Annotated in this window: 18 protein-coding genes; 6 read left to right on the forward strand and 12 right to left on the reverse strand. The window is 58.4% G+C overall.

Going from position 1 to position 18,895, the window contains the following annotated elements:
- Positions 1 to 268 precede the first annotated feature (268 nt).
- Genes B2696_RS04190 through B2696_RS04200 form a run of 3 tightly spaced genes read right to left on the reverse strand, consistent with a single transcriptional unit; the run spans position 269 to position 2,429 of the window.
- Positions 269 to 1,258 (reverse strand): hypothetical protein, encoded by a 990-nt coding sequence (locus B2696_RS04190; RefSeq protein WP_286954134.1) that lies wholly within the window; start codon positions 1,256 to 1,258, stop codon positions 269 to 271.
- The gene (locus B2696_RS04195; protein WP_286954136.1) at positions 1,255 to 2,058 is read right to left on the reverse strand and encodes an ATP-binding cassette domain-containing protein; all 804 of its coding nucleotides are present in this window, start codon (positions 2,056 to 2,058) and stop codon (positions 1,255 to 1,257) included. The genes B2696_RS04190 and B2696_RS04195 overlap by 4 nt, the downstream gene beginning before the upstream one ends.
- Positions 2,055 to 2,429 (reverse strand): GntR family transcriptional regulator, encoded by a 375-nt coding sequence (locus B2696_RS04200; protein ID WP_075730742.1) that lies wholly within the window; start codon positions 2,427 to 2,429, stop codon positions 2,055 to 2,057. Before B2696_RS04200 ends, B2696_RS04195 begins: the two co-directional genes overlap by 4 nt.
- Before the next feature lie 217 nt (positions 2,430 to 2,646).
- Here B2696_RS04200 and B2696_RS04205 point away from each other — a divergent pair, with 217 nt between their 5' ends.
- Positions 2,647 to 3,864: an NYN domain-containing protein gene (locus B2696_RS04205; RefSeq protein WP_286954140.1), complete on the forward strand. Its 1,218-nt coding sequence runs from the start codon at positions 2,647 to 2,649 to the stop codon at positions 3,862 to 3,864.
- Between the two features lie 42 nt (positions 3,865 to 3,906).
- Here the strand turns inward: B2696_RS04205 and B2696_RS04210 are convergent, their stop codons facing one another.
- Both B2696_RS04210 and trxA read right to left on the reverse strand, forming a co-directional pair.
- On the reverse strand, positions 3,907 to 4,665 hold the full coding sequence (locus B2696_RS04210; protein WP_075730744.1) for a PspA/IM30 family protein: 759 nt from the start codon (positions 4,663 to 4,665) through the stop codon (positions 3,907 to 3,909).
- Between the two features lie 125 nt (positions 4,666 to 4,790).
- The gene (gene trxA / locus B2696_RS04215; RefSeq protein WP_075730745.1) at positions 4,791 to 5,159 is read right to left on the reverse strand and encodes a thioredoxin; all 369 of its coding nucleotides are present in this window, start codon (positions 5,157 to 5,159) and stop codon (positions 4,791 to 4,793) included.
- 170 nt (positions 5,160 to 5,329) lie between these two features.
- Here trxA and B2696_RS04220 point away from each other — a divergent pair, with 170 nt between their 5' ends.
- The 4 genes from B2696_RS04220 to B2696_RS04235 all read left to right on the forward strand — a co-directional run bounded on the left by B2696_RS04220 (position 5,330) and on the right by B2696_RS04235 (position 9,768).
- Positions 5,330 to 5,533 carry a heavy-metal-associated domain-containing protein gene (locus tag B2696_RS04220; protein ID WP_075731363.1) on the forward strand — a complete coding sequence of 68 codons (204 nt, stop codon included), beginning with the start codon at positions 5,330 to 5,332 and terminating at the stop codon, positions 5,531 to 5,533.
- Between the two features lie 59 nt (positions 5,534 to 5,592).
- On the forward strand, positions 5,593 to 7,824 hold the full coding sequence (locus tag B2696_RS04225) for a heavy metal translocating P-type ATPase (protein ID WP_286954145.1): 2,232 nt from the start codon (positions 5,593 to 5,595) through the stop codon (positions 7,822 to 7,824).
- A 68-nt stretch (positions 7,825 to 7,892) separates the two neighbouring features.
- The gene (locus tag B2696_RS04230; protein WP_276623588.1) at positions 7,893 to 9,191 is read left to right on the forward strand and encodes an MFS transporter; all 1,299 of its coding nucleotides are present in this window, start codon (positions 7,893 to 7,895) and stop codon (positions 9,189 to 9,191) included.
- Positions 9,181 to 9,768, forward strand: a complete 588-nt coding sequence (locus B2696_RS04235; RefSeq protein ID WP_276623587.1) for a VanZ family protein — start codon at positions 9,181 to 9,183, stop codon at positions 9,766 to 9,768. Before B2696_RS04230 ends, B2696_RS04235 begins: the two co-directional genes overlap by 11 nt.
- Here the strand turns inward: B2696_RS04235 and dnaB are convergent.
- From dnaB to gabT, 4 genes are all read right to left on the reverse strand, one after another.
- Positions 9,679 to 11,106: a replicative DNA helicase gene (dnaB, locus tag B2696_RS04240; RefSeq protein ID WP_075730748.1), complete on the reverse strand. Its 1,428-nt coding sequence runs from the start codon at positions 11,104 to 11,106 to the stop codon at positions 9,679 to 9,681. The genes B2696_RS04235 and dnaB overlap by 90 nt on opposite strands.
- Positions 11,107 to 11,215: 109 nt before the next feature.
- Complete coding sequence (locus B2696_RS04245; protein ID WP_276623585.1) at positions 11,216 to 12,670, reverse strand: amino acid permease; 1,455 nt, start codon at positions 12,668 to 12,670, stop codon at positions 11,216 to 11,218.
- 32 nt (positions 12,671 to 12,702) lie between these two features.
- A complete protein-coding gene (locus tag B2696_RS04250; protein ID WP_075730750.1) occupies positions 12,703 to 14,169 on the reverse strand; it encodes an NAD-dependent succinate-semialdehyde dehydrogenase in 1,467 nt (488 codons plus the stop codon).
- A gap of 6 nt (positions 14,170 to 14,175) precedes the next feature.
- Positions 14,176 to 15,552, reverse strand: coding sequence for a 4-aminobutyrate--2-oxoglutarate transaminase (gene gabT / locus B2696_RS04255; RefSeq protein WP_276623584.1), 1,377 nt, complete (start codon positions 15,550 to 15,552; stop codon positions 14,176 to 14,178).
- Between the two features lie 127 nt (positions 15,553 to 15,679).
- On the opposite strand from gabT, the gene B2696_RS04260 reads away from it, so the two are divergent.
- Complete coding sequence (locus B2696_RS04260; RefSeq protein WP_276623583.1) at positions 15,680 to 17,215, forward strand: PucR family transcriptional regulator; 1,536 nt, start codon at positions 15,680 to 15,682, stop codon at positions 17,213 to 17,215.
- Between the two features lie 177 nt (positions 17,216 to 17,392).
- Here the strand turns inward: B2696_RS04260 and rplI are convergent, their stop codons facing one another.
- From rplI to rpsF, 3 genes are read right to left on the reverse strand one after another with little or no spacing between them, the layout of a single operon-like run.
- Positions 17,393 to 17,848 carry a 50S ribosomal protein L9 gene (gene rplI, locus B2696_RS04265; RefSeq protein ID WP_075730753.1) on the reverse strand — a complete coding sequence of 152 codons (456 nt, stop codon included), beginning with the start codon at positions 17,846 to 17,848 and terminating at the stop codon, positions 17,393 to 17,395.
- Between the two features lie 56 nt (positions 17,849 to 17,904).
- Positions 17,905 to 18,462, reverse strand: coding sequence for a single-stranded DNA-binding protein (locus B2696_RS04270; RefSeq protein WP_075730754.1), 558 nt, complete (start codon positions 18,460 to 18,462; stop codon positions 17,905 to 17,907).
- Between the two features lie 50 nt (positions 18,463 to 18,512).
- Positions 18,513 to 18,803: a 30S ribosomal protein S6 gene (gene rpsF, locus B2696_RS04275; protein WP_174775533.1), complete on the reverse strand. Its 291-nt coding sequence runs from the start codon at positions 18,801 to 18,803 to the stop codon at positions 18,513 to 18,515.
- Positions 18,804 to 18,895: the final 92 nt, after the last annotated feature.

The following is an 18,895-nucleotide window of genomic DNA, read 5'->3' on the forward strand; positions in this document are numbered from 1 at the left end:
TATTGAGTTCTCAAACATCATCGCTACACAACTCATACCCAAGTCCAAAGACTAGGTACTCGTTATGAGTAAAATTATTGTGTTCAGGGCCGTTTTCTTCTCGCCGCTTCAGCCAGAATCAAGTGATTCTGTGGGGCGCTGTCGGTCGCTCTGACTCACATAAAGTTACACAGCACGCCGAACAATTACAAATCCGCACGTCATACGATGTTTTGGATGCACTTGTTCTGACCCTGTTTTCGCAGCTTTCTGCAGGCTTTTAAAGGCGCTATTTCATCAGGCCCATCCAGCCAGCGATTCCTTTGCCAAAGGCATCTGCCTGGCGGATGTAGAGGGGCAGCAGCAAGGCCCAGCACCCATAGAGCACGACCAGCCCTGCCACGGCGATCCACGCTGCCAGCGTTCCGACTATCCAGGACCAGGTAACTAGACCGGCTCCTACAAGGAAGAGAATGACTACATACACGTTGCGCCAACGCATGAACTCAAGAAGAGTAACCGCGCAGGGAAGCAACAGGGCGAACGCAATCAGCGACATACCTAGGTCATTGTTCGCTAGGGCGAATAGCGCACTCGCCACCAATGCAACGATTATCCCCACTGCGCTATTTAGGATCGTCGCTTGCGCCCACGCTGCACGCGTGCCGCCGAGTATGACGTATTCACGCAAAGAGTCGCGCATAGTTCCAAAGCCGAAGACTAAAACCCAAGGCGCAGTCACCACGAAAGCTATTAGCACCTGTTCCGCCCGCGACGCACCTGTCAGTGCGGTCCCTGCGGTAACCAGACAGTATGCCACCCAGGTCCAGGCCCACATTTTAAGCTGCGGTCGATAGACAGCCTGGGCTAGCGGCCGTGGAGAAAATCGCCCGAGACTGCTGTCCCCGTCGCTTCCGACCAGCAACTCGGAGAGCGTTGTCCTTTGCGGACGGGGACTAATAACAAGGCGGATGATTAGCCCCACTGCAGCAATAGCCAAGGGCCACCACTGCGAGTGCAAGGCAGCTGAGGCGCCGAAGGCCAGAAAGCGCAGGCAAGCAATGATCTTCTGGTCGCGATTCCACACCGTGCTGCTCAGGCTGATCGCACCGTACTGCGCAAAGCCATTGCGATTGCCGGCGATGAGGCTGGCTGCAAGGAATGCGGATACTAAACCCCACAGTGTGGACTTGTCCGCGACTAGTTCCGGTAAGAGAGCTAAGAATACGAGCACACCCCCTTCGATAAGGGGAGAGTGGAGCTGCCAAAAGAGTCTCATTCTTTGTCCCCCAGTGCCAGAATCGCCTTCTCGAGGGTGACTTCCTGGGCCCGCAGTCCCAATTGGACTGCCTGATCAAAGACGCTATCGGCGAGGTTGGGACGCGCATCGACCACCGCGCGAGCTCCCAGCTGCGTGGACTCGCGGCTTAAGACGGGAACCTTTAGGCGCCCGAGTGCCCTGTCCAGCTTTTCAGCTGGCCCTGACAGCTCCACTATTGACTCCACGAAGTCATCCACTGGGCCTGTGATCGGCGTCGAATCAAGGAGACTGACCGTATCGAGCAGCCCTGCCACCTCGTTGAGATGATGCACTGAGACGATGATGGTACGGCCGTGCTCTTCGCGGAGAACCTCATAAAATACTTCGCGGCGCTGGGGATCGAGGCCGAGATAGGGTTCGTCGAGAAGCATGATCGTCGCCCCAGAGGCCACGGCGAAGATGAAGCCCACCGCAGACTTTTGGCCACGTGAAAGCCCGGAGTAGTTCCCCTGGGGTAGAGCAAACTTTGTCACCAACTCATCGGCACGGTCTTGGTTCCATTGCGGCCAGCGCGTTTTGCCGACAGCGAAGATCTTCTTGACGTTCCAGCCTTCCGGCAGGGGATTGTCAATTCCCATGAGTACCACGCGGTCTAGGACGTCCTGATTATCAAAGGGAAGATCGCCGTCCACGCGGATATCAGGGGCGGGGATCTGCCCAGCAATCTGGCGCAGCAGGGTGGTTTTACCACGCCCATTGGGGCCCACGAGGCCATGGGTGAGGCTGTGAGCGAAGGAGAAGTGGGGGGTCATAATCATGAGTAGAGTCCTCTGCTTTCCGCTACGCGTTCTAGTAGCTCGTGGAGCTGGGGTTTGGAGTAATTCAGGCGGACGGCCTCATCGACCAAGGGGGCGAGATATTCCGCCGCGAAGTCCTGCCGCCGACGCTGCCGGATAAGCTCGCGGGCCTTTGTGGCAACAAACATTCCGATGCCACGACGCTTTTCAAGGATGCCTTGGCTGGCCAGCAGTGCCAGGCCCTTGCGGGCGGTAGCCGGATTGATGCTGTGGAAGGCAGCCAATTCATTCGTGGAGGGCGCTTGCGCCCCCTCTGCTAAAGACCCATCGACGATGGCGTCTTCGATGAGGGAGGCAATCTGCCGAAAGAGCGGCTGTGCTGAGCTATCCACGCCCCTGGCCTTCCTTTGCTGAATTCTGCATTGCGCAGGTTAGTTAGTTGCGTAACCAACCGTATAACATGCCCAGGGGTTCCGCAATGGTCAAGAGAGGTTTCTCTCTGGCTCTGAGCAGCGTGTTTTCGCAAGGAGATCGAAGTTTTGTGACTAATGAGGCACACTGGAGATGTAAAAAATTACTTAGAACAATTAGGAACGGAACTTAGGAGCCATGCTTGAGCGCACAATTGTCTTTGTTGACACCTCTTATTTACTAGCCAGCTTTTATAACTCATGGGAGACAGGAGCCCGAGCACAATTAGAAATTGACCTGCCCGAGGTCGTAGCCACCTTGGACAACATGATTGTCAATCAACTCGACAACAGTGTCCACCGTCAGTATTGGTATGACGGCATCCCCGATAGCGGGCCACACCGCTATCAACGTGCGCTGCGGACGTGCAACGGCGTACAGCTGCGCACCGGTCAGCTCATTGAATGGGGCGAGCGCCGCGCCCAGAAGGCAGTAGATACCCGCCTCGTCGCCGACATGGTGGTCTCCGCGATGCGGGCGCAGGTCACCGATTTCGTCCTCGTTTCCGGGGACGCGGATATGATTCCGGGGGTTGAAGAGGCCGTCGATAATGGCGTGCGCGTTCACCTCTACGGTTTCGGCTGGGATTCCATGTCCTCAGCGCTGCGCCACGCCTGCGACACCACCACGATTTTGGATCCGCGGGAGGACTTCGCCGACTGTATGGAGCTACAGGTTCTGGAAGGTCCCGTACCTCCCATCGTGCCGGAACACATTGCCTCCCAGGAACCTGTCTCTGAGACCGATTCGGAAGAAGCTTCCGAGGTAGAGGCGGCTTTCGCGGCGGAGACCGAAGCCGAGGCCCGCGTGGAGGCGCAGATCGAGGTTGAGGCAGAAATCAGCGGCGCAGTTAGCGAGCCTAGCGCTGCGCCGGCGCCGAGCCCTGCAGATCTCGCGGCAGGCCGAACTGATGCGCAGCCAGATGGGACTGGATTCCCCCTCGAGTCTGAAGCTGCGGATCCTGCCGAAGAATCAACCAGCACCGAAGAAGGCCCCGGCGAGGAAAAGTCTGCCGCGCCGAAGCCCTCCATGATGGCGCCCCGCCGCAAGCTAAGGTCAAAGTACGTGCCGCTGCCGGAGGAAGTGTGGTCCTCGGCGGGCTTTCAATCGCCCTTCGACGTGGGGCAGCAGTACGCCTCGTGGTGGTTTGAAAACGCAGCAAACGCCGAGCAACGCGATCAAGCGCACATGCTTTCTGGCGGCGGACTCCCCCCGGAGATCGATCGCCCGCTGCTGCAATTTGCCTGCGAAACACTGCACGAATACACGCTGACGGAATCCCAGCGCGTTAATCTGCGCGATGGATTCCACTCCGGAATCCGCGGCGTGCTGATTAACGTCCACCGCGAACTCTAGGGCTTACTACCCGGGGACCTACTACCCCGGGGCTTCTTAGCCCTAAGACTCTTTGGAGGCCTCCTCGGAGCCAGGCTCGATCTCTTTCTTCTTTGCCATCTCCGCACGGATGGCATCGAGGCGAGCGCTGGCCTTGAAGTCATTGCCGGCGGCGGCGATCTCATGAATACGGTCCCCGCCGGTGGCCTCGTGCAGCTCCTGGGCGCCTAGCGCGTCCGTATAGCGCTTTTCAATCTTCGCGCGCACCGCGTCCAAGGTCGGCGTGGACTCATCCGGCTTTAGCTCGTTGAGGGAGTCCATGGCCTTGGCGCTTTGCTCCTGCATGGATGCCTGATCAGCCTGCGCGAGGAGCTGATCCACCTCAGTCAGCTGCTCTTTCAGGCGCGCCTCCGACTCCTGCTGCTGACGCTTGGCTTGCTCCGCGGCGTGTTGGGCGGCAGCGTGCTGGGTCTTGAGACCCTCGAGCTCCTGCTCTACCGCTACTAGCTGGGAGGCCACTACCTCGGCAGCTTGGTTGTACTCGGTGGCCTTCTGGGGGTCCTCTGCCTTATCTGCCAGCTCGAGCGCGCGCTGGGTCTGGGCCTGATAATCCTGCTGCGACTTGAGCAGGCGGTTAATCTGCATCTCCAGCTGGGACTTGCGGCCAATGATCTCTGCGGCATGCTCAGAGATCTGCTGATGCTGCTTCTTGGCGCCTTCTACTGCCTGTTGAATTTGGACCTTGGGATCAGCGTTCTCATCGATCTTCTGATCGAAAGAACTCATCATGTACTTCCAACCCTTGCTGAATGGGTTTGCCATGAATAACACTCCTTGAAAGTAAAGAAAGACGCTTTCTAGCGAGTTTAGCGGGACTCGCTAGAAAGCGCCGTGCACTTTCGCGGAACTGGCGGGGCAGAACTTAGAGCTTGTGAGCCCTAGGACTGCTAGGACTCAGAGTTTTGCTCGGCGACCTGGCGGCGCACCTCTTCCATATCCAGGCCCTTGACCTGCCCAATGAGATCCTCGAGCGCTGCGGGCGGCAGTGCGCCGGCCTCGCGGAACACCAAGATTCCGTCGCGGAAGATCATCAGGGTAGGAATGGACTGGATCTCAAGCGCGGCCGCAATGCCCTGGTTGGCCTCGGTATCGAGCTTGGCAAAGGTGGCATCCGGGTGGTTCTCGGAGGCCTGCTCGTAGACCGGCGCGAAGCGCTTGCAGGGCCCGCACCAATCTGCCCACGCATCGACCAAGGTAATGCCCTCGGCGGTGACGGTCTTCTCAAAGGTCTGTTCAGTGATGTCAACGGTTGCCATGTTATGTGCTCCTTAATTCTCTTTCTTCGTTTTCTTCTTCTTTCTAGTCAACGGTACAGGATTCGTTTTTAATCCTTTCCCACCCTTGTCGGATACCCCTATGGGGTATAGGATCGGATCTTGCAAACGAGAATCACAAGTGAAGCAATATGGAAGAGAAAGAGAAGAAGATGTCACTCAAGAACTACACAGTCAAAGGAATGACCTGCGGGCATTGCGAGATGTCGGTCAAGGAAGAAGTCGGCGAGATCCCCGGGGTCACCGCAGTCACCGCAGACCACAACACCGGTGCCGTCACCGTGGACGGTGAGGGCTTCAGCGATCAGCAGGTCGCCGCCGCCGTCGCCGAGGCCGGTTACACGCTCGAGCAATAACTCCGAGCAACAGCCTGGAAATGGCCGGCACCGTACAACATCTAAAAGGAGCAAGCCCCATGAGCAATCTTGTCCATCTTGATCTCGGAGTCACGGGGATGACCTGCGCTTCCTGCTCATCACGCATCGAGCGCAAGCTCAACAAGGTTGATGGTGTCAAGGCCTCGGTCAACTACGCAACGGAATCAGCTTCCGTGGACTATGACCCCGCCGCCACCAACCCAGACTCCCTTGTCGAGGTCGTGCGCGGCGCCGGCTATGATGCCTTCCCCGTCGCAGATAACACAGCCACGGAGCATAACGCGGAGGTGGACGCCGAGCCCTCCGCCGCCGAAAAGGTGGACGCTGCACGCACCGCCGAGTCCCGCGACTTAGGCAGGCGCACCGTGGTCTCAGCTCTCCTATCTGTGCCCGTCATGGCCGTCTCCATGATCCCGGCCTGGCAGTTTATGAACTGGCAGTGGGCCGCAACGATTCTGGCCACCATCGTCTTCGTCTTTGGCGGTGCACCCTTCCACAAGGCCACGTGGGCAAACTTGCGCCACGGCGCTTTCACCATGGACACGCTCATCACCATGGGCACCTCGGCGGCCTACTTTTGGTCGCTCTACGCACTGTTCTTCGGGCATGCGGGCATGCCGGGCATGAAGATGCACATGAGCTTTGCCTCCAATGACGCCCACATGGATCATATTTATCTCGAGTCCGTGGGCATGATCATCACTTTCCTGCTGCTAGGGCGGTGGTTTGAACTCAAGGCCAAGGGTCAATCCTCCGCGGCTCTGCGCTCCCTGCTCGACCTAGGGGCCAAGGATGCCTCACTGCTGCGCGGGGGCTCAGAAGTCCGCGTCCCCATATCGCAGCTCCAGGTCGGGGATGTCTTTGTGGTGCGGCCGGGGGAAAAGATTGCCACGGACGGAATCGTGCTGGCCGGTGCCTCCGCCGTGGATGAATCCATGCTCACGGGCGAATCCGTGCCCGTCGAGGTCAAGGAGGGCGACAAGGTCACCGGCGCCACGCTCAATACTTCAGGCCGCCTTGAGGTCCGGGCTACCCAGGTCGGATCAGATACCACCTTGGCCCATATAGCCAAGCTCGTCACCGCGGCCCAGTCCGGCAAGGCACCGGTGCAGAAACTGGTAGACCGCATCGCGCAGGTCTTCGTGCCCATCGTCATTGCGGTTTCTGCTTTGACGCTTGTGGTTCACCTCTTCTTCGGCGGTCTCGCACCGGCTTTCGTGGCGGCGGTGGCGGTACTCATCATCGCTTGCCCCTGTGCCATGGGGCTAGCCACCCCCACCGCCATCCTGGTGGGTACCGGGCGCGGCGCCCAGCTGGGGCTGCTCATCAAGGGCCCGGAGATCCTCGAATCTACCAAGAGGGTAGACACCATCGTCATGGATAAATCGGGAACCGTCACCGAAGGGACGATGTCCGTGGCCGCCGTGCATGGCCCAGTCCTTGAGGCCGCAGCTGCGGTGGAGGCAGGATCAGAGCATCCCATCGCCAAGGCGATCGTCGCCGCCTGCCCCGAGGCCGCCCGGCCAGGCCACGCCGCACAGGACTTCACTTCCCGGGCAGGCACAGGCGTCGAGGCCACGGTCAACGGCCAGCGCGTGCGGGTGGGACGTGCTGAAGGCACGCTGGATGGTTTCCAGCAGGCCTTCTCCGCCACCGAAGCTGCAGGTGGCACCGCCGTGGCCGTCTACATCGATGACAAGCTCGCCGGCATTATTGATGTCCGAGATACCGTCAAAGACACTTCCGCCGACGCGGTTGCCCAGCTGCGCGAGTTGGGCCTCGATCCTTACCTTCTCACCGGGGATAACGCCGGCGCCGCCCAGGCCGTGGCCAGCGCGGTGGGAATTGATGCCTCACATGTCGCGGCGGGTGTGCTGCCGCAGGATAAGGTCGACTTCATCAAGCACCTGCAGGCCTCGGGCAAGAACGTTGCGATGGTAGGAGATGGCATTAATGACGCCGCCGCGCTCGCGCAGGCCGACCTCGGCCTGGCCATGGGCGCGGGCACCGACGTAGCCATCGAGGCCTCCGACATCACGCTGATGAATAACGATCTGCGCTCGGCTGGCGACGCCATTCGCCTCTCGCGCCGCACCCTGCGCACCATCAAAGGAAATCTATTCTGGGCCTTTGCCTACAACGTTGTCCTCATCCCCGTGGCCGCCATTGGGCTGCTCAATCCGCTTTTTGCCGGGCTGGCCATGGCGCTAAGTTCGGTATTCGTGGTGAGCAACTCACTGCGGCTGCGCGGCTTCCGCCCGCGCAGTTAGCACAAGTCGCGGTTTATTGTGCCCAAACCCCTCCCCTTGTGGGGGTGCTTCGGGCTACGGTATAGGGCATGCTCTCTCGCAGTGAACGCCTCGACCGGCTGCCCGTAACCGCAAAACACAAGAAACTCCTCGTCGGCTCCGGCCTTGGCTGGGCCCTTGATGCCATGGATGTGGGACTCGTCTCCTTCATCATCGCCGCTCTCGCGGTGCATTGGGATTTGGGTGCCCAACAAACCTCATGGATTGCCTCGGCAGGTTTCGTCGGCATGGCCATCGGCGCCACCTTCGGCGGGCTGCTGGCTGATAAGTTCGGCCGCCGCCACGTCTTTGCCATCACCCTCCTTGTCTACGGCCTCGCCACGGGTGCCTCCGGTTTGGCCACAGGGCTCGTCGCACTCATCGTCTTGCGCTTTATCGTCGGCCTCGGCCTCGGTGCGGAGCTACCAGTGGCCTCCACTCTCATCTCTGAATTTGCCCCACGGCGGGTACGTGGCCGCCTCGTAGTGATTCTGGAGGCCTTCTGGGCACTGGGCTGGCTGCTAGCCGCTCTGATCGGCACCTTCGTCGTCAGCGCCGGGGAAAATGGCTGGCGCTGGGCGCTGGCGATAGGCATGGTCCCGGCCTTCTACTCCGTCTACGTGCGCTCCAAACTGCCGGAATCGGTACGTTTCCTAGAAAGCCGCGGCAAGGATGCCGAGGCCGAGGCGGTGGTGCGGTCCTTTGAGGAGGGCGTCGACAAGTATGACGATCTGCCACCGGTACCGCCAGAGGATATCTCCGCCCGCTCCATCTGGAGCAAGGCCGTGCGCGGGCGTACTGCGGCCCTGTGGGTGATCTGGTTCTGCGTGAATCTCTCCTACTATGGCGCCTTCATCTGGATCCCCTCGCTGCTGGTGGCGGATGGCTTCTCCCTGGTGAAATCCTTTACCTTCACGCTCATCATCACGCTCGCGCAGCTGCCGGGATACGCGGCGGCGGCCTGGCTCATTGAGGTCTGGGGCAGGCGCATTACGCTCGCGGTGTTCTTGATTGGTTCCGCGGTGGCCGCCGGCTGCTACGGCTTTGCCTCCTCCGACGCCACCATCATCGCCGCCGGCTGCCTGCTCTCCTTCTTCAACCTCGGCGCGTGGGGCGCCCTCTACGCCATCGGGCCGGAGCTCTACCCCACCTCCTTGCGCGGGTCCGGTACGGGCGCGGCGGCCGGCTTTGGGCGGATTGCCTCCATCATCGCGCCGCTTATCGTGCCGCTCATCTTCGCCTCTTTCGGCATAGGCTGGCTCTTCGCTCTCTTCGCGCTCGCCTTCCTCATCGCGGCACTGGCAGCCTTCGCGCTTCCAGAGCAAAAGGACAAGGCCCTTGCTAGCTAGGGGTGCACTGGTAGCGTGGATTGCGGTGATGATCGCGCTGACCACCCTGAAACCCTTCTATCGCATTGGCTACCTATGGGTGCCAGAAAAGCAGCGCGTGCGCCAGCTCGAGCTTGTTCCCCTCGATGAGTTCTCTAGCGGCAGTTGGTTCGCCCCGCTATTTGAGTACGCGGGTAACACCGCATTCTTTCTCCCCTTCGGGCTGCTCGTTTTTGGGCTCACCCAATCCGTACGCAAGACCGTCGCGGCGGGCTTTGCGCTCAGCGCCGTGCTCGAGGCCGCCCAATACGCCTTAGCGTTGGGCCGCAGCGACATAGATGATCTCCTCTTCAACACCTTAGGCGCGCTGCTAGGCGCAGTTCTGGCCCGTTGGGCAGGCCCGCGCTGGCAACGTATATGGCAGTGGCTTAGCCTTGGCGCCGCGGCCGTGTTCGCCGTGTTAGTCATCCTCGGCCCCAGGCTGGGGGATCCCGACCAGGTCAAAGAACTATCCGTGGGCCATGTTGACGAACTTGGAGTAGTGCAGCTGGTGGGCCACCTGCACGGTGTCGATAGGGCCGCCGCGGTGCTTGGCTAGGATGATGTCGGCCTCGCCCGCACGCTCGTTGTCACGGTCTTGAGAGTCTGGGCGGTAGAGCAGCATAACCATGTCCGCGTCCTGCTCAAGCGAGCCGGACTCACGCAGGTCAGCCAACTGCGGCTTCTTATCGGTGCGGGATTCCGGTCCACGGTTGAGCTGCGAAATCGCGATGAGTGGAACCTCTAGCTCCTTGGCCAACAACTTCAGCTGACGCGAGAACTCCGAGACCTCCTGCTGCCTGGATTCCACTTTCTTACCCGAGGACATCAGCTGCAGGTAGTCGAGCACGACGAGGTCCAGGCCGTGCTGCTGTTTCAGGCGGCGGGCCTTGGAACGAATCTCCATCATCGTCAGGTTCGGCGAATCATCGATGTAGAGGGGCGCATCCTGGATGCGGTTGAGCGTGTCATCGATCTTGGCCCAGTCCTCCGTGGATACCCGGCCGCCGCGCATATCCGCGAGCTTGACCTCGGACTCCGCAGAGAGCAGGCGCATGACTATCTCCGAGGCCGACATTTCCAGCGAAAAGATCGCCGAGGCCTTGCCGTGCGCCAGCGAACAGGAACGCATGAAGTCCAGCGCCAGCGTGGACTTACCCACACCAGGACGGGCGGCCACAATGACCATCTGCCCGGCGTGCAGGCCATTGGTGAGTTTGTCTAGGTCAATAAAGCCCGTGGGCACGCCGGATTCGATGCCACCGGTCTGTTGCAAGGCAGCGAGCTGATCAATGGTGGGATCGATGAGATCACCCAGGATCTGATAGTCCTCGGCGGTCTTACGCTGGGCGACGGCGAATACCTCCTGCTGGGCGCGGTCTAATACGGATTCGATCTCCGCATCCTCGGCGCCCTCAAAACCCAGCTGTACCACGCGCGTTCCCGCATCCACGAGCCGGCGCAGGACTGCCTTCTCCGCGACAATCTCCGCGTAATAGCGGGCATTCGCTGCCGTGGGCACCGTGGCCAATAGCGTGTGGAGATAGGGCGCCCCGCCTACTCTCTCAAGATTGTTGAAGCGATCGAGGCGCGAGGCTACGATGACCGCATCGATGTCGGTTCCGGAGGCATACAGGTCCAACATGGCCTTGTAGATGAGCGCGTGCGCTGGGTAATAGAAGTCCTCCGGCTCGAGCTCCTCGATGACCTCCATCACCGTATTCGGGCTCAGCAGCATCGCCCCCAGCACACCCTGCTCGGCCTCACGGTCTGAGGGCGGCTGGCGGAACTCGCCATAGGGTTTGGGCTCTGCCTGGTGATTGCGACGCGGGCGCGCCTGCGCGGAAGCAGACTCCGGCAGGACTGCCTCCGAGTCATCGAAACTGGCGTTCGTCATGACTATGGTCCCTTCTTCCTAGCGAAAGCGATGTATCTCCCCCACCCAAATACGTTCAGTGTAGCCACCGCACCGACAATCCTCCGCCTTTGGGTTCAACTGAGGTTTTTCATCTCACCGACATGGCACTCTCATTCGGTGTTTCCTCTTGAGCCGTTGCCCGTTTTCGTGCCAGACTCTTTCGCACCAGCGGCCAAAACACTACTAGTACGGCGGTGGCTATCAGGCTAGTCCAGGCCTGTGTGCGTCCGCTTTCTGAAGCCAGCATAACCAGGAGTATGGCAGCGACTCCGGCGATCAGGAGGATATTGAGCCACGGATGCAACCACACCTTCAACTTTAGGCCGGCGACTTGCTCAGGGCTCATCTTTTGCCGCATCCGCATCTGAGTCAGCGCGATGAATACATAGACGAATAATGCGACCAGGCCGGCCGAGTTCATAATGAAGTCGAATACTCCTGATTGGGGGGCGACGTAATTTGCAATGGTGGCAATAATGGCACCGCTAATGGAAGCTAGCAGCGCGTATACCGGCACGTTGCTCTTAGAACGACGGGCAACTATTTGCGGAGCTAAACCTTGATCACCGAGCGAGGCTAGCATCCTCGATGCGGAATAGAGCCCAGAATTCAAAACCGAGACTACCGCAGTAAAGATAACCATCTGCATGATCGCTGACGCCCCAGGCATCCCCAGCAGAGCGAATACGTAAGTGAAGGGGGCGGTTGCCACGCTAGTCGGTTCTGGGAGCTCGTTCCAGGGAACCACTGCACAGATCACCACAATAGATCCGACAAAGAATAGTAGGATACGCCAGATTACGGTGGATGTGGCGCGACGTACCCCCGTCGCCGGGTCTTCCGATTCTGCGGATGCCATAACCGCGATTTCGGTGCCGAAATAGGAAAAAATAACAATGGCTACACCGCTAAAAGCTACGCCTAGCCCGTTGGGGGCGAAGCCCCCATGCGCCCACAAATTGGATAGGGAAAACTCTGAGTCAGGCCATAGACCTAGGGCATAGAGGGTACCGCCGCCGAGGAATACCACGATGGCTGCGACTTTGATGCTTGCGAGCCAAAACTCGACTTCGCCGAAGAATCGCACCGAAAAGAGGTTGATTCCGACGAAGAACGCAATGAGAAGCATCGACCAGCCTATGGAGGGAATTATTGGCAACCATTCATGCAGTGTTTCGCCGCCGAGGATCGCCTCGTAGGCCAAGACCCCTACCCAAAAGTACCAATACAACCAGCCCACCAGGTATGCGGCCCAGTCGCCAAGGCCTTCGCGGGCATACTCCATAAATGAGCCGATCGCCGGCCGTGCAGCCGCCATTTCACCCAGCATTCGCATCGCGAGGAAAACTAAGACACCGCCTAGAGCATAGGAAACCACAGCGGCCGGACCCGCATTGCGAATCATGTTTCCCGAGCCAACAAATAGGCTGGCGCCGATGATTCCACCGAGCGTGATCATTGTGACATGCCGCGAGCGTAGTGCTTGCTTGGATGCTTGTGTCCGGATGTTTGTGTGAGAAGGTGAAGCATCTTTCTTCGTCATATTAAAAGTCCTTTGGAGGTCTAGGGAGATACTTAAGACAGCACGTAACGGATGTCGAGGTATTCTTCGATGCCTTCGATACCTCCTTCGCGGCCGAAGCCTGATTGCTTGATGCCGCCGAAGGGCGCTGTTGTTTCGGAGACAGCTGCTCGATTGATTCCCACCATTCCGGCCTCCAGGTGCTCAGCTAGGTAGCGCGCAGTAGACACGCTATTGCTAAATCCATAACTTGCCAGGCCGAATTCGGTGGAGTTGGCAACAGCAACGCCTTCTTCAATGCCGTCAAAGGTAGTAACGGTAAATACCGGACCGAAGATCTCTTCGCGGATGATTCTCGAGGTAGCCGGGACATCGACTAGCACTGTGGGCGGATAGAATGCTCCTGGGCCTTCAGGACAGTGCCCTCCGCACCTTAAGATGCTGCCATCGGCAATCGCCTCGGAGACGAGGTCGGCCACCCTATTGCGCTGGGCAACACTGACCAACGGCCCCACAGTTGTCTCCGGATCCAGACCATTGCCAAGGCGAACGGCACGGAGGCCTACTAGGAGCTTGTCGACGAATTCTTCAGCAATGCTGGAATCTACCAAAAACCGGTTCGCGGCAACGCATACCTGCCCACAATTTCGCAGCTTAGCTTGTAAAGCCGAAGCGACCGCGAGGTCAATATCTGCATCTTCTGCAACCACAAATGGTGCATTTCCACCGAGTTCCATCGAGGTACGCTGCAGGTTTTCAGCAGCTTGGCGTACAAGCTGCCGCCCCACTGGGGTAGAACCAGTAAATGTAATCTTGCGCAGGCGGGGATCTGACATCAATGTCCTCGCCAGCGCCTGCGCGTCGCTGGTCGGGAGGATGGATACCAAACCGTCTGTCACCCCGTGTTCCGGAAACACTTTGGCCAGTACTTCACCTAGTAGAAGTAAGGTCAGCGGCGTATCAGGGGCTGGCTTCGCAATGACTGGACAGCCGGCAGCGAGCGCGGGCGCAATCTTGCGAGCTGACATGGCCAAGGGGAAATTCCAGGGGGTTATCGCCAAGACGGGTCCGACCGCCAAGCGGGAGACTTTAAATTGGGATTCGCCACTAGGGCTATAAGCAAAGCGTCCGGGGATACGCACCGCTTCTTCAGCAAACCAGGAAAAATACTCGCAAGCGTTCGCCACTTCTGCGTGAGCTTGCTCTAATGGCTTTCCCATTTCCAAAGTAATGGTGCGCGCGAATTCTTCACTACGCTCAGCCAGCGCCTCAGAAACAGCATGCAAGACTGCGGCCCTATCCCGTGGCGAAGTCACTCTCCAGCTTTCCTGGGCTGCCACAGCCAAGTCGAGGGCGCGCTGAGCGTCTTCGACGCTGGCATCCGCGACATTGGCGATGATTGATCCAGTAGCTGGGTCTTGTACCTCAAAAGTGCTCCGTGTGGAGGATTCCTGGGCGTTTGTCCCCATCCACAAGCCAGTTGGAAAGTCGGAGGAAAAATAGGTCCGATAATCAGGCATGGTTCTTTACCTCTTTCCTGCGGGCTCGCCCGCATAGGCTGCGGCGGGCTGCGTGTCGAACTCATCCTGCAACGCTTGGGCCAGGACTCGCAGACCATCGCGCAATATGTCCTCGCTGATAACCAGAGGTGGCAAAAGGCGAATGACATTGCCATCTAGTCCGCAGACCAGTACCAGCACACCTGCCCGCTGGCAGACGGCGGCAACCTTCTTGGTTGTCATCGCGTCAGGGAGACCGTCGGAATTAACCAGCTCCACCGCCATCATGGCCCCGCTACCCCGAAGCTCTGCCACTTGTTGATACTGGGTCAACAGTGCCAGCTCCTCGCGAATGATGCCTTCAATCTGGCGCGCCCGACCAGCCAAATCAAGCTCTTCCATTTGAGAGATCGCTGCTAGGGCAGCCGCACATGCAACAGGGTTCCCGCCATAGGTTCCACCGAGTGCACCCGCTATTGGGGCATCCATAATCTCAGCCCGCCCAGTAACCGCAGACAAAGGTAGCCCACCGGCGATGCCCTTGGCCATGGTCATCAAATCCGGAACGACGCCTTCTCGCTCGATCGCGAACCACTGGCCGGTACGGCACATTCCTGCTTGAATCTCATCAGCGATGAAGACCACAGAATTGTCTTTACACCAATTAAATAGCGTCGGAATAAAACCTTGTGCCGGCACTACAAAGCCGCCTTCTCCCTGAATCGGTTCGATGACTATGCACGCTAGGTTCTCAGCTCCTACTTCCCGTTCGATGTGAGATATGGTGCGCTCCGCAGCTGTGACTCCATCTAGCCCATCGCGCAGCGGATAGGACATCGGGGCTCGGTAGACGTCTTCACTAAACGGGCCGAAGCCAGTCTTATAAGGAACGCTCTTCGCGGTCATCGCCAAGGTGAGGTTGGTACGTCCGTGAAAGGCACGGTCGAAGACCACAACGCCGCTGCGTCCGGTGTAGTTGCGGGCAATCTTCACCGCGTTTTCCACTGCCTCTGCTCCTGTGCTTAGAAGCAGAGAGCGTTTATCGTGGTCGCCGGGCGTTATATCGGCAAGCTTCTCAGTTACCGCCACGTATGATTCATATGGCGCAGACAAGAAGCACGTGTGGGTTAGATGACCTACCGATTCGCGGACGGCCTCGACCACTGCTGCATTAGAGGCACCTACCGATGTCACAGCAATCCCTGAGGCGAAATCGATGATTGAGTTACCGTCGGCGTCCACCAGAATCCCGCCATCGCCTTCCACGATATAGGCCGGCAGCCCCGGTGTCGCCGCCCGTGCGACACTGCCGTCGCGCCGCTGGGCTAGTGAGACACTAGCCGGCCCCGGTATCGAAGTCTTCAACTGGCGTTTTTGCGGGAGACGGTATTTTAGATCGTGCATAGAGAGTTCCTTTCTTGATGTGTCATCTCGTGCTACATCAAGCAGTATGCACGCACCTATAGGGGTACCGATATGACAATACCGGTAGACTTATAGAAAATGTTTGTACATGTCTGGCAGGTGACCCATGAAGGTATCTAAAAACTTGGAAGTCTCCCTCCCTGTCTCCCAACAACGACTATCGCTCAGCTGGTTACTCTCCGATGAGCGGCTAGGGCTTCGGCTCATCGTCACAGGTCAGCCTTGGTTCTGGTCTATCCAAAGCATCGAACTTCCAGACCCTGGAGAGTACATCGATGAAGGGGCAATCATCCTACTCACCGGCTTAGGATTCGCCGACGAACCTGAGCTCTTCTCCGGCTACGCCGAGATTCTTGCCAACAAAGGCGCGGTTGGAATTGGGTTCGGTACTGGGCTGCGTTTTGATCACGTCCCCCCTGAGCTGATCCGTGCAGCCCAGAGCAAGGGCCTAACGCTATTCGAGGTACCCTTACCCACTCCGTTCATCTCCCTTACAAAAAAGGTGCAGGACGAACGGGTACGACTGGCACGTCTCCAGCAAGAATCCTTACTCGCCGCGCAAGAGGAGCTTAACGTCGCCGGAGGGCTAGGCGTTCGCAAACTCATCCAGCAAGCAAGCTCCCAATTGCAGGCTTCGCTGTGCATCGTCGATAGCGATGGTAGGTTAATTAGCTCCCATGGAATAATGGCTCCGCAGGCCCTCAAGGTTGCCAAATGCTGCCTAGCCACCAAAAAGACAACCAGCAGTGCAGGAAACTACGAAGACTCCAATTATCTGATTCACCGCTTAGACGCCCATGGAGACCGGTTTCATCTACTTGTCATCTTGGCTGCCCGCCAATTCAGTTCCTATGACCGAAGCATTGTCAAACATTGTGCGGGCTTAGCCGATATCCTCGTCCAGCGTCCGGCTTCCCTGCGCAAAGCTCGAAGCGAACTCCACACCCTAGCGTTGGCGACGCTATTAGGAGAAAACTCCAGCAGCGAGATTCTGGCGCGGGTGTTCGAATCTGCCGCAGATACCACTGGGCGCGTGCGCGCTGCGGTTGTGTGCGGCGATAGCGAACACTTCCTGAATAGGGCCTTGACTCACTTCGATGCAGAATTGGCCGCAGCAAACCGATATCTCTTTAGCCTCGAGGTTGGTTCGGCATCGACACTGCTGTTATTCCGAGGAACACGAACCCCGGCGGAAATTCGAGAGTTCTTCGGCCCGAACGCCAAATCTTTACGCATCGCGGTTGGTGCTCCAATGCACTGGAGCACCTTGAACCTGAAGATAGTAGAAGATCTCACGGTCGCGGCTCGCACCCTTGAGTTGGGCACGCTTATCGGACCGCAATACGTCGGAACAAACTGGATCGCCCAAGCCCCAGTGCGCAAGGCCCTCGATGCACGGTCCAGACAAACCATAGACCGCCTCATCGAGCACGATACCGTCCATGACACGGAACTAGTAGCGACGCTCGAAGCTTATTTGCGCGCAGCGGGATCCTTAAGTGCTACAGCCAGTGCCACCCGAGTACACCGCCATACCATCCGCTCAAGAATTGAACTTATCGCAGAGATCTGTGAAGTCGACTTAAGAGATCCTTTCACCCGGGCAGAACTACTACTAATAATCCTCAGCAGAAGCGCTTAAGCGGCCACGGAGGGGGAGAGAAGCACTCACAGAGCTCGGGGACGACTTTATCCACAGCTTCAGGCTGGGTAAAACGAGCTTTAGGGTCCAAGCCCTCAGCCACCTCACATGGCTGGGAGTCCTGGACCCTAAAGCAGTGCTGTTGTCTATGGGTCTATATGACCGTCGCGTTATGCCTTACTTGGCAGCTGCGACCGAGAAGTTCACCTTGCCGAGAACGTCAGCGTGCAGCTTAAGCTCAACTTGGTAATTGCCGGTCTTCTTGACCAGGCCCTTCGGAAGATCTACGACGCGCTTGTCGAGCTTGGGGCCTCCGGCCTTTTCGACTGCATCGACGATATCGTGTGCCGAGACAGAACCGAAGAGCTTACCCTTCTCAGAGGTCTTGACCTCCACGGTAACGCCTTCGAGCTGTTCGAGCTGGTTGCGGACCTCACGAGCGTGGTCGAGGTCGCGGATTGCGCGAGACTCCTGAGCACGCTTGATGCCCTCGATCTGCTTTTCTGCGCCGCGGGTGGCTACGATAGCCAAACCACGAGGAAGCAGGTAGTTACGTCCGTAGCCGTCCTTGACCTCAACGACTTCGCCTGGGGCGCCGAGGTTCTCAACGGCAGCGGTGAGGATCAGCTTCATGATCCCTGCCTTTCAATTGAGTTAGTTATTCAGTGAATAATAAATGCGTGACAGATTTAGAACGGGGGTTCAGAATCAGCGCCTCCGAAGCCGCCGGCAGGCGGTGCGGAGTTCCACGGATCATTCGAAGGAGCAGACTGCTGCGGGGCGGACTGGTTTCCACCAAACCCACCTTGGTTGCCGCCACCGTAGTTATTGCCACCTTGCTGCGGCTGCTGGCCACCGCCATAGTTTCCGCCACCCTCACGAGGGTTCCGATTAACCTGGGCGGAAGCATAACGCAGGGAAGGACCGACCTCATCGACGTCAATCTCGAATACGGTGCGGTTTTCTCCCTCACGGCTCTGGAAAGAGCGCTGCTTAAGGCGACCAGTCACGATGACGCGCATGCCCTTGGTTAGGGTCTCTGCGACGTTTTCTGCCGCAGTACGCCACACATTGCAGGTCAAGAACATGGCCTCGCCGTCTTCCCACTGATTCGTCTGCTTGTTAAAGAAACGAGGGGTCGAAGCTACGCGGAAGTTGGCCACCGCTGCACCCGCCGGGGTGAAACGGAGCTCTGGGTCGGCGACAACGTTGCCGACCACCGTGATATTGGTATCTCCCTGTGCCATGTCTTTTTACTCCTTATCGGTTACGTGGTTTCTGTTGAACCCAGTATCCGCTATTTGCTGTCGGTGCGCAGAACCTTGGTACGCAGGATGGTGTCGTTCAGGTTCAGACGGCGATCGAGCTCGAGAACAGAAGCGGACTCGCACTCAAGGTTAACGACGGCGTAGATGCCCTCTTCCTTCTTATCGATCGGGTAGGCAAGACGACGCTTGCTCCACACATCGACGTTTTCGACTTTGCCGCCTTCTTTGCGAACACCTTCGAGGAACTTGTCTAGGGACGGGGTTACGGTGCGTTCATCCTGGTTAGGATCCAGAATGATCATGACTTCGTAGTGACGCACGGACCTCATCACCTCCTATGGTCTAGTAATTGTTTTCGGCCACATCACCTTTGCGGACATGGCAGGAGGGTACGTTGCGTCAAGCAACTTTT

Origin of the sequence: Corynebacterium sp. UBA4397 (genome assembly GCF_002390965.1) — a bacterium.
Classification (GTDB): Bacteria; Actinomycetota; Actinomycetes; order Mycobacteriales; family Mycobacteriaceae; genus Corynebacterium; species Corynebacterium flavescens.

Coding starts and splice junctions, on each gene's coding strand:
- B2696_RS04190 (WP_286954134.1), bottom strand. CDS start 1,258: ATGAGACTCTTTTGGCAGCTCCACTCTCCCCTTATCGAAGGGGGTGTG.
- B2696_RS04195 (WP_286954136.1), bottom strand. CDS start 2,058: ATGATTATGACCCCCCACTTCTCCTTCGCTCACAGCCTCACCCATGGC.
- B2696_RS04205 (WP_286954140.1), top strand. CDS start 2,647: ATGCTTGAGCGCACAATTGTCTTTGTTGACACCTCTTATTTACTAGCC.
- B2696_RS04210 (WP_075730744.1), bottom strand. CDS start 4,665: ATGGCAAACCCATTCAGCAAGGGTTGGAAGTACATGATGAGTTCTTTC.
- trxA (WP_075730745.1), bottom strand. CDS start 5,159: ATGGCAACCGTTGACATCACTGAACAGACCTTTGAGAAGACCGTCACC.
- B2696_RS04220 (WP_075731363.1), top strand. CDS start 5,330: ATGTCACTCAAGAACTACACAGTCAAAGGAATGACCTGCGGGCATTGC.
- B2696_RS04225 (WP_286954145.1), top strand. CDS start 5,593: ATGAGCAATCTTGTCCATCTTGATCTCGGAGTCACGGGGATGACCTGC.
- B2696_RS04230 (WP_276623588.1), top strand. CDS start 7,893: ATGCTCTCTCGCAGTGAACGCCTCGACCGGCTGCCCGTAACCGCAAAA.
- dnaB (WP_075730748.1), bottom strand. CDS start 11,106: ATGACGAACGCCAGTTTCGATGACTCGGAGGCAGTCCTGCCGGAGTCT.
- B2696_RS04245 (WP_276623585.1), bottom strand. CDS start 12,670: ATGACGAAGAAAGATGCTTCACCTTCTCACACAAACATCCGGACACAA.
- B2696_RS04250 (WP_075730750.1), bottom strand. CDS start 14,169: ATGCCTGATTATCGGACCTATTTTTCCTCCGACTTTCCAACTGGCTTG.
- gabT (WP_276623584.1), bottom strand. CDS start 15,552: ATGCACGATCTAAAATACCGTCTCCCGCAAAAACGCCAGTTGAAGACT.
- B2696_RS04260 (WP_276623583.1), top strand. CDS start 15,680: ATGAAGGTATCTAAAAACTTGGAAGTCTCCCTCCCTGTCTCCCAACAA.
- rplI (WP_075730753.1), bottom strand. CDS start 17,848: ATGAAGCTGATCCTCACCGCTGCCGTTGAGAACCTCGGCGCCCCAGGC.
- B2696_RS04270 (WP_075730754.1), bottom strand. CDS start 18,462: ATGGCACAGGGAGATACCAATATCACGGTGGTCGGCAACGTTGTCGCC.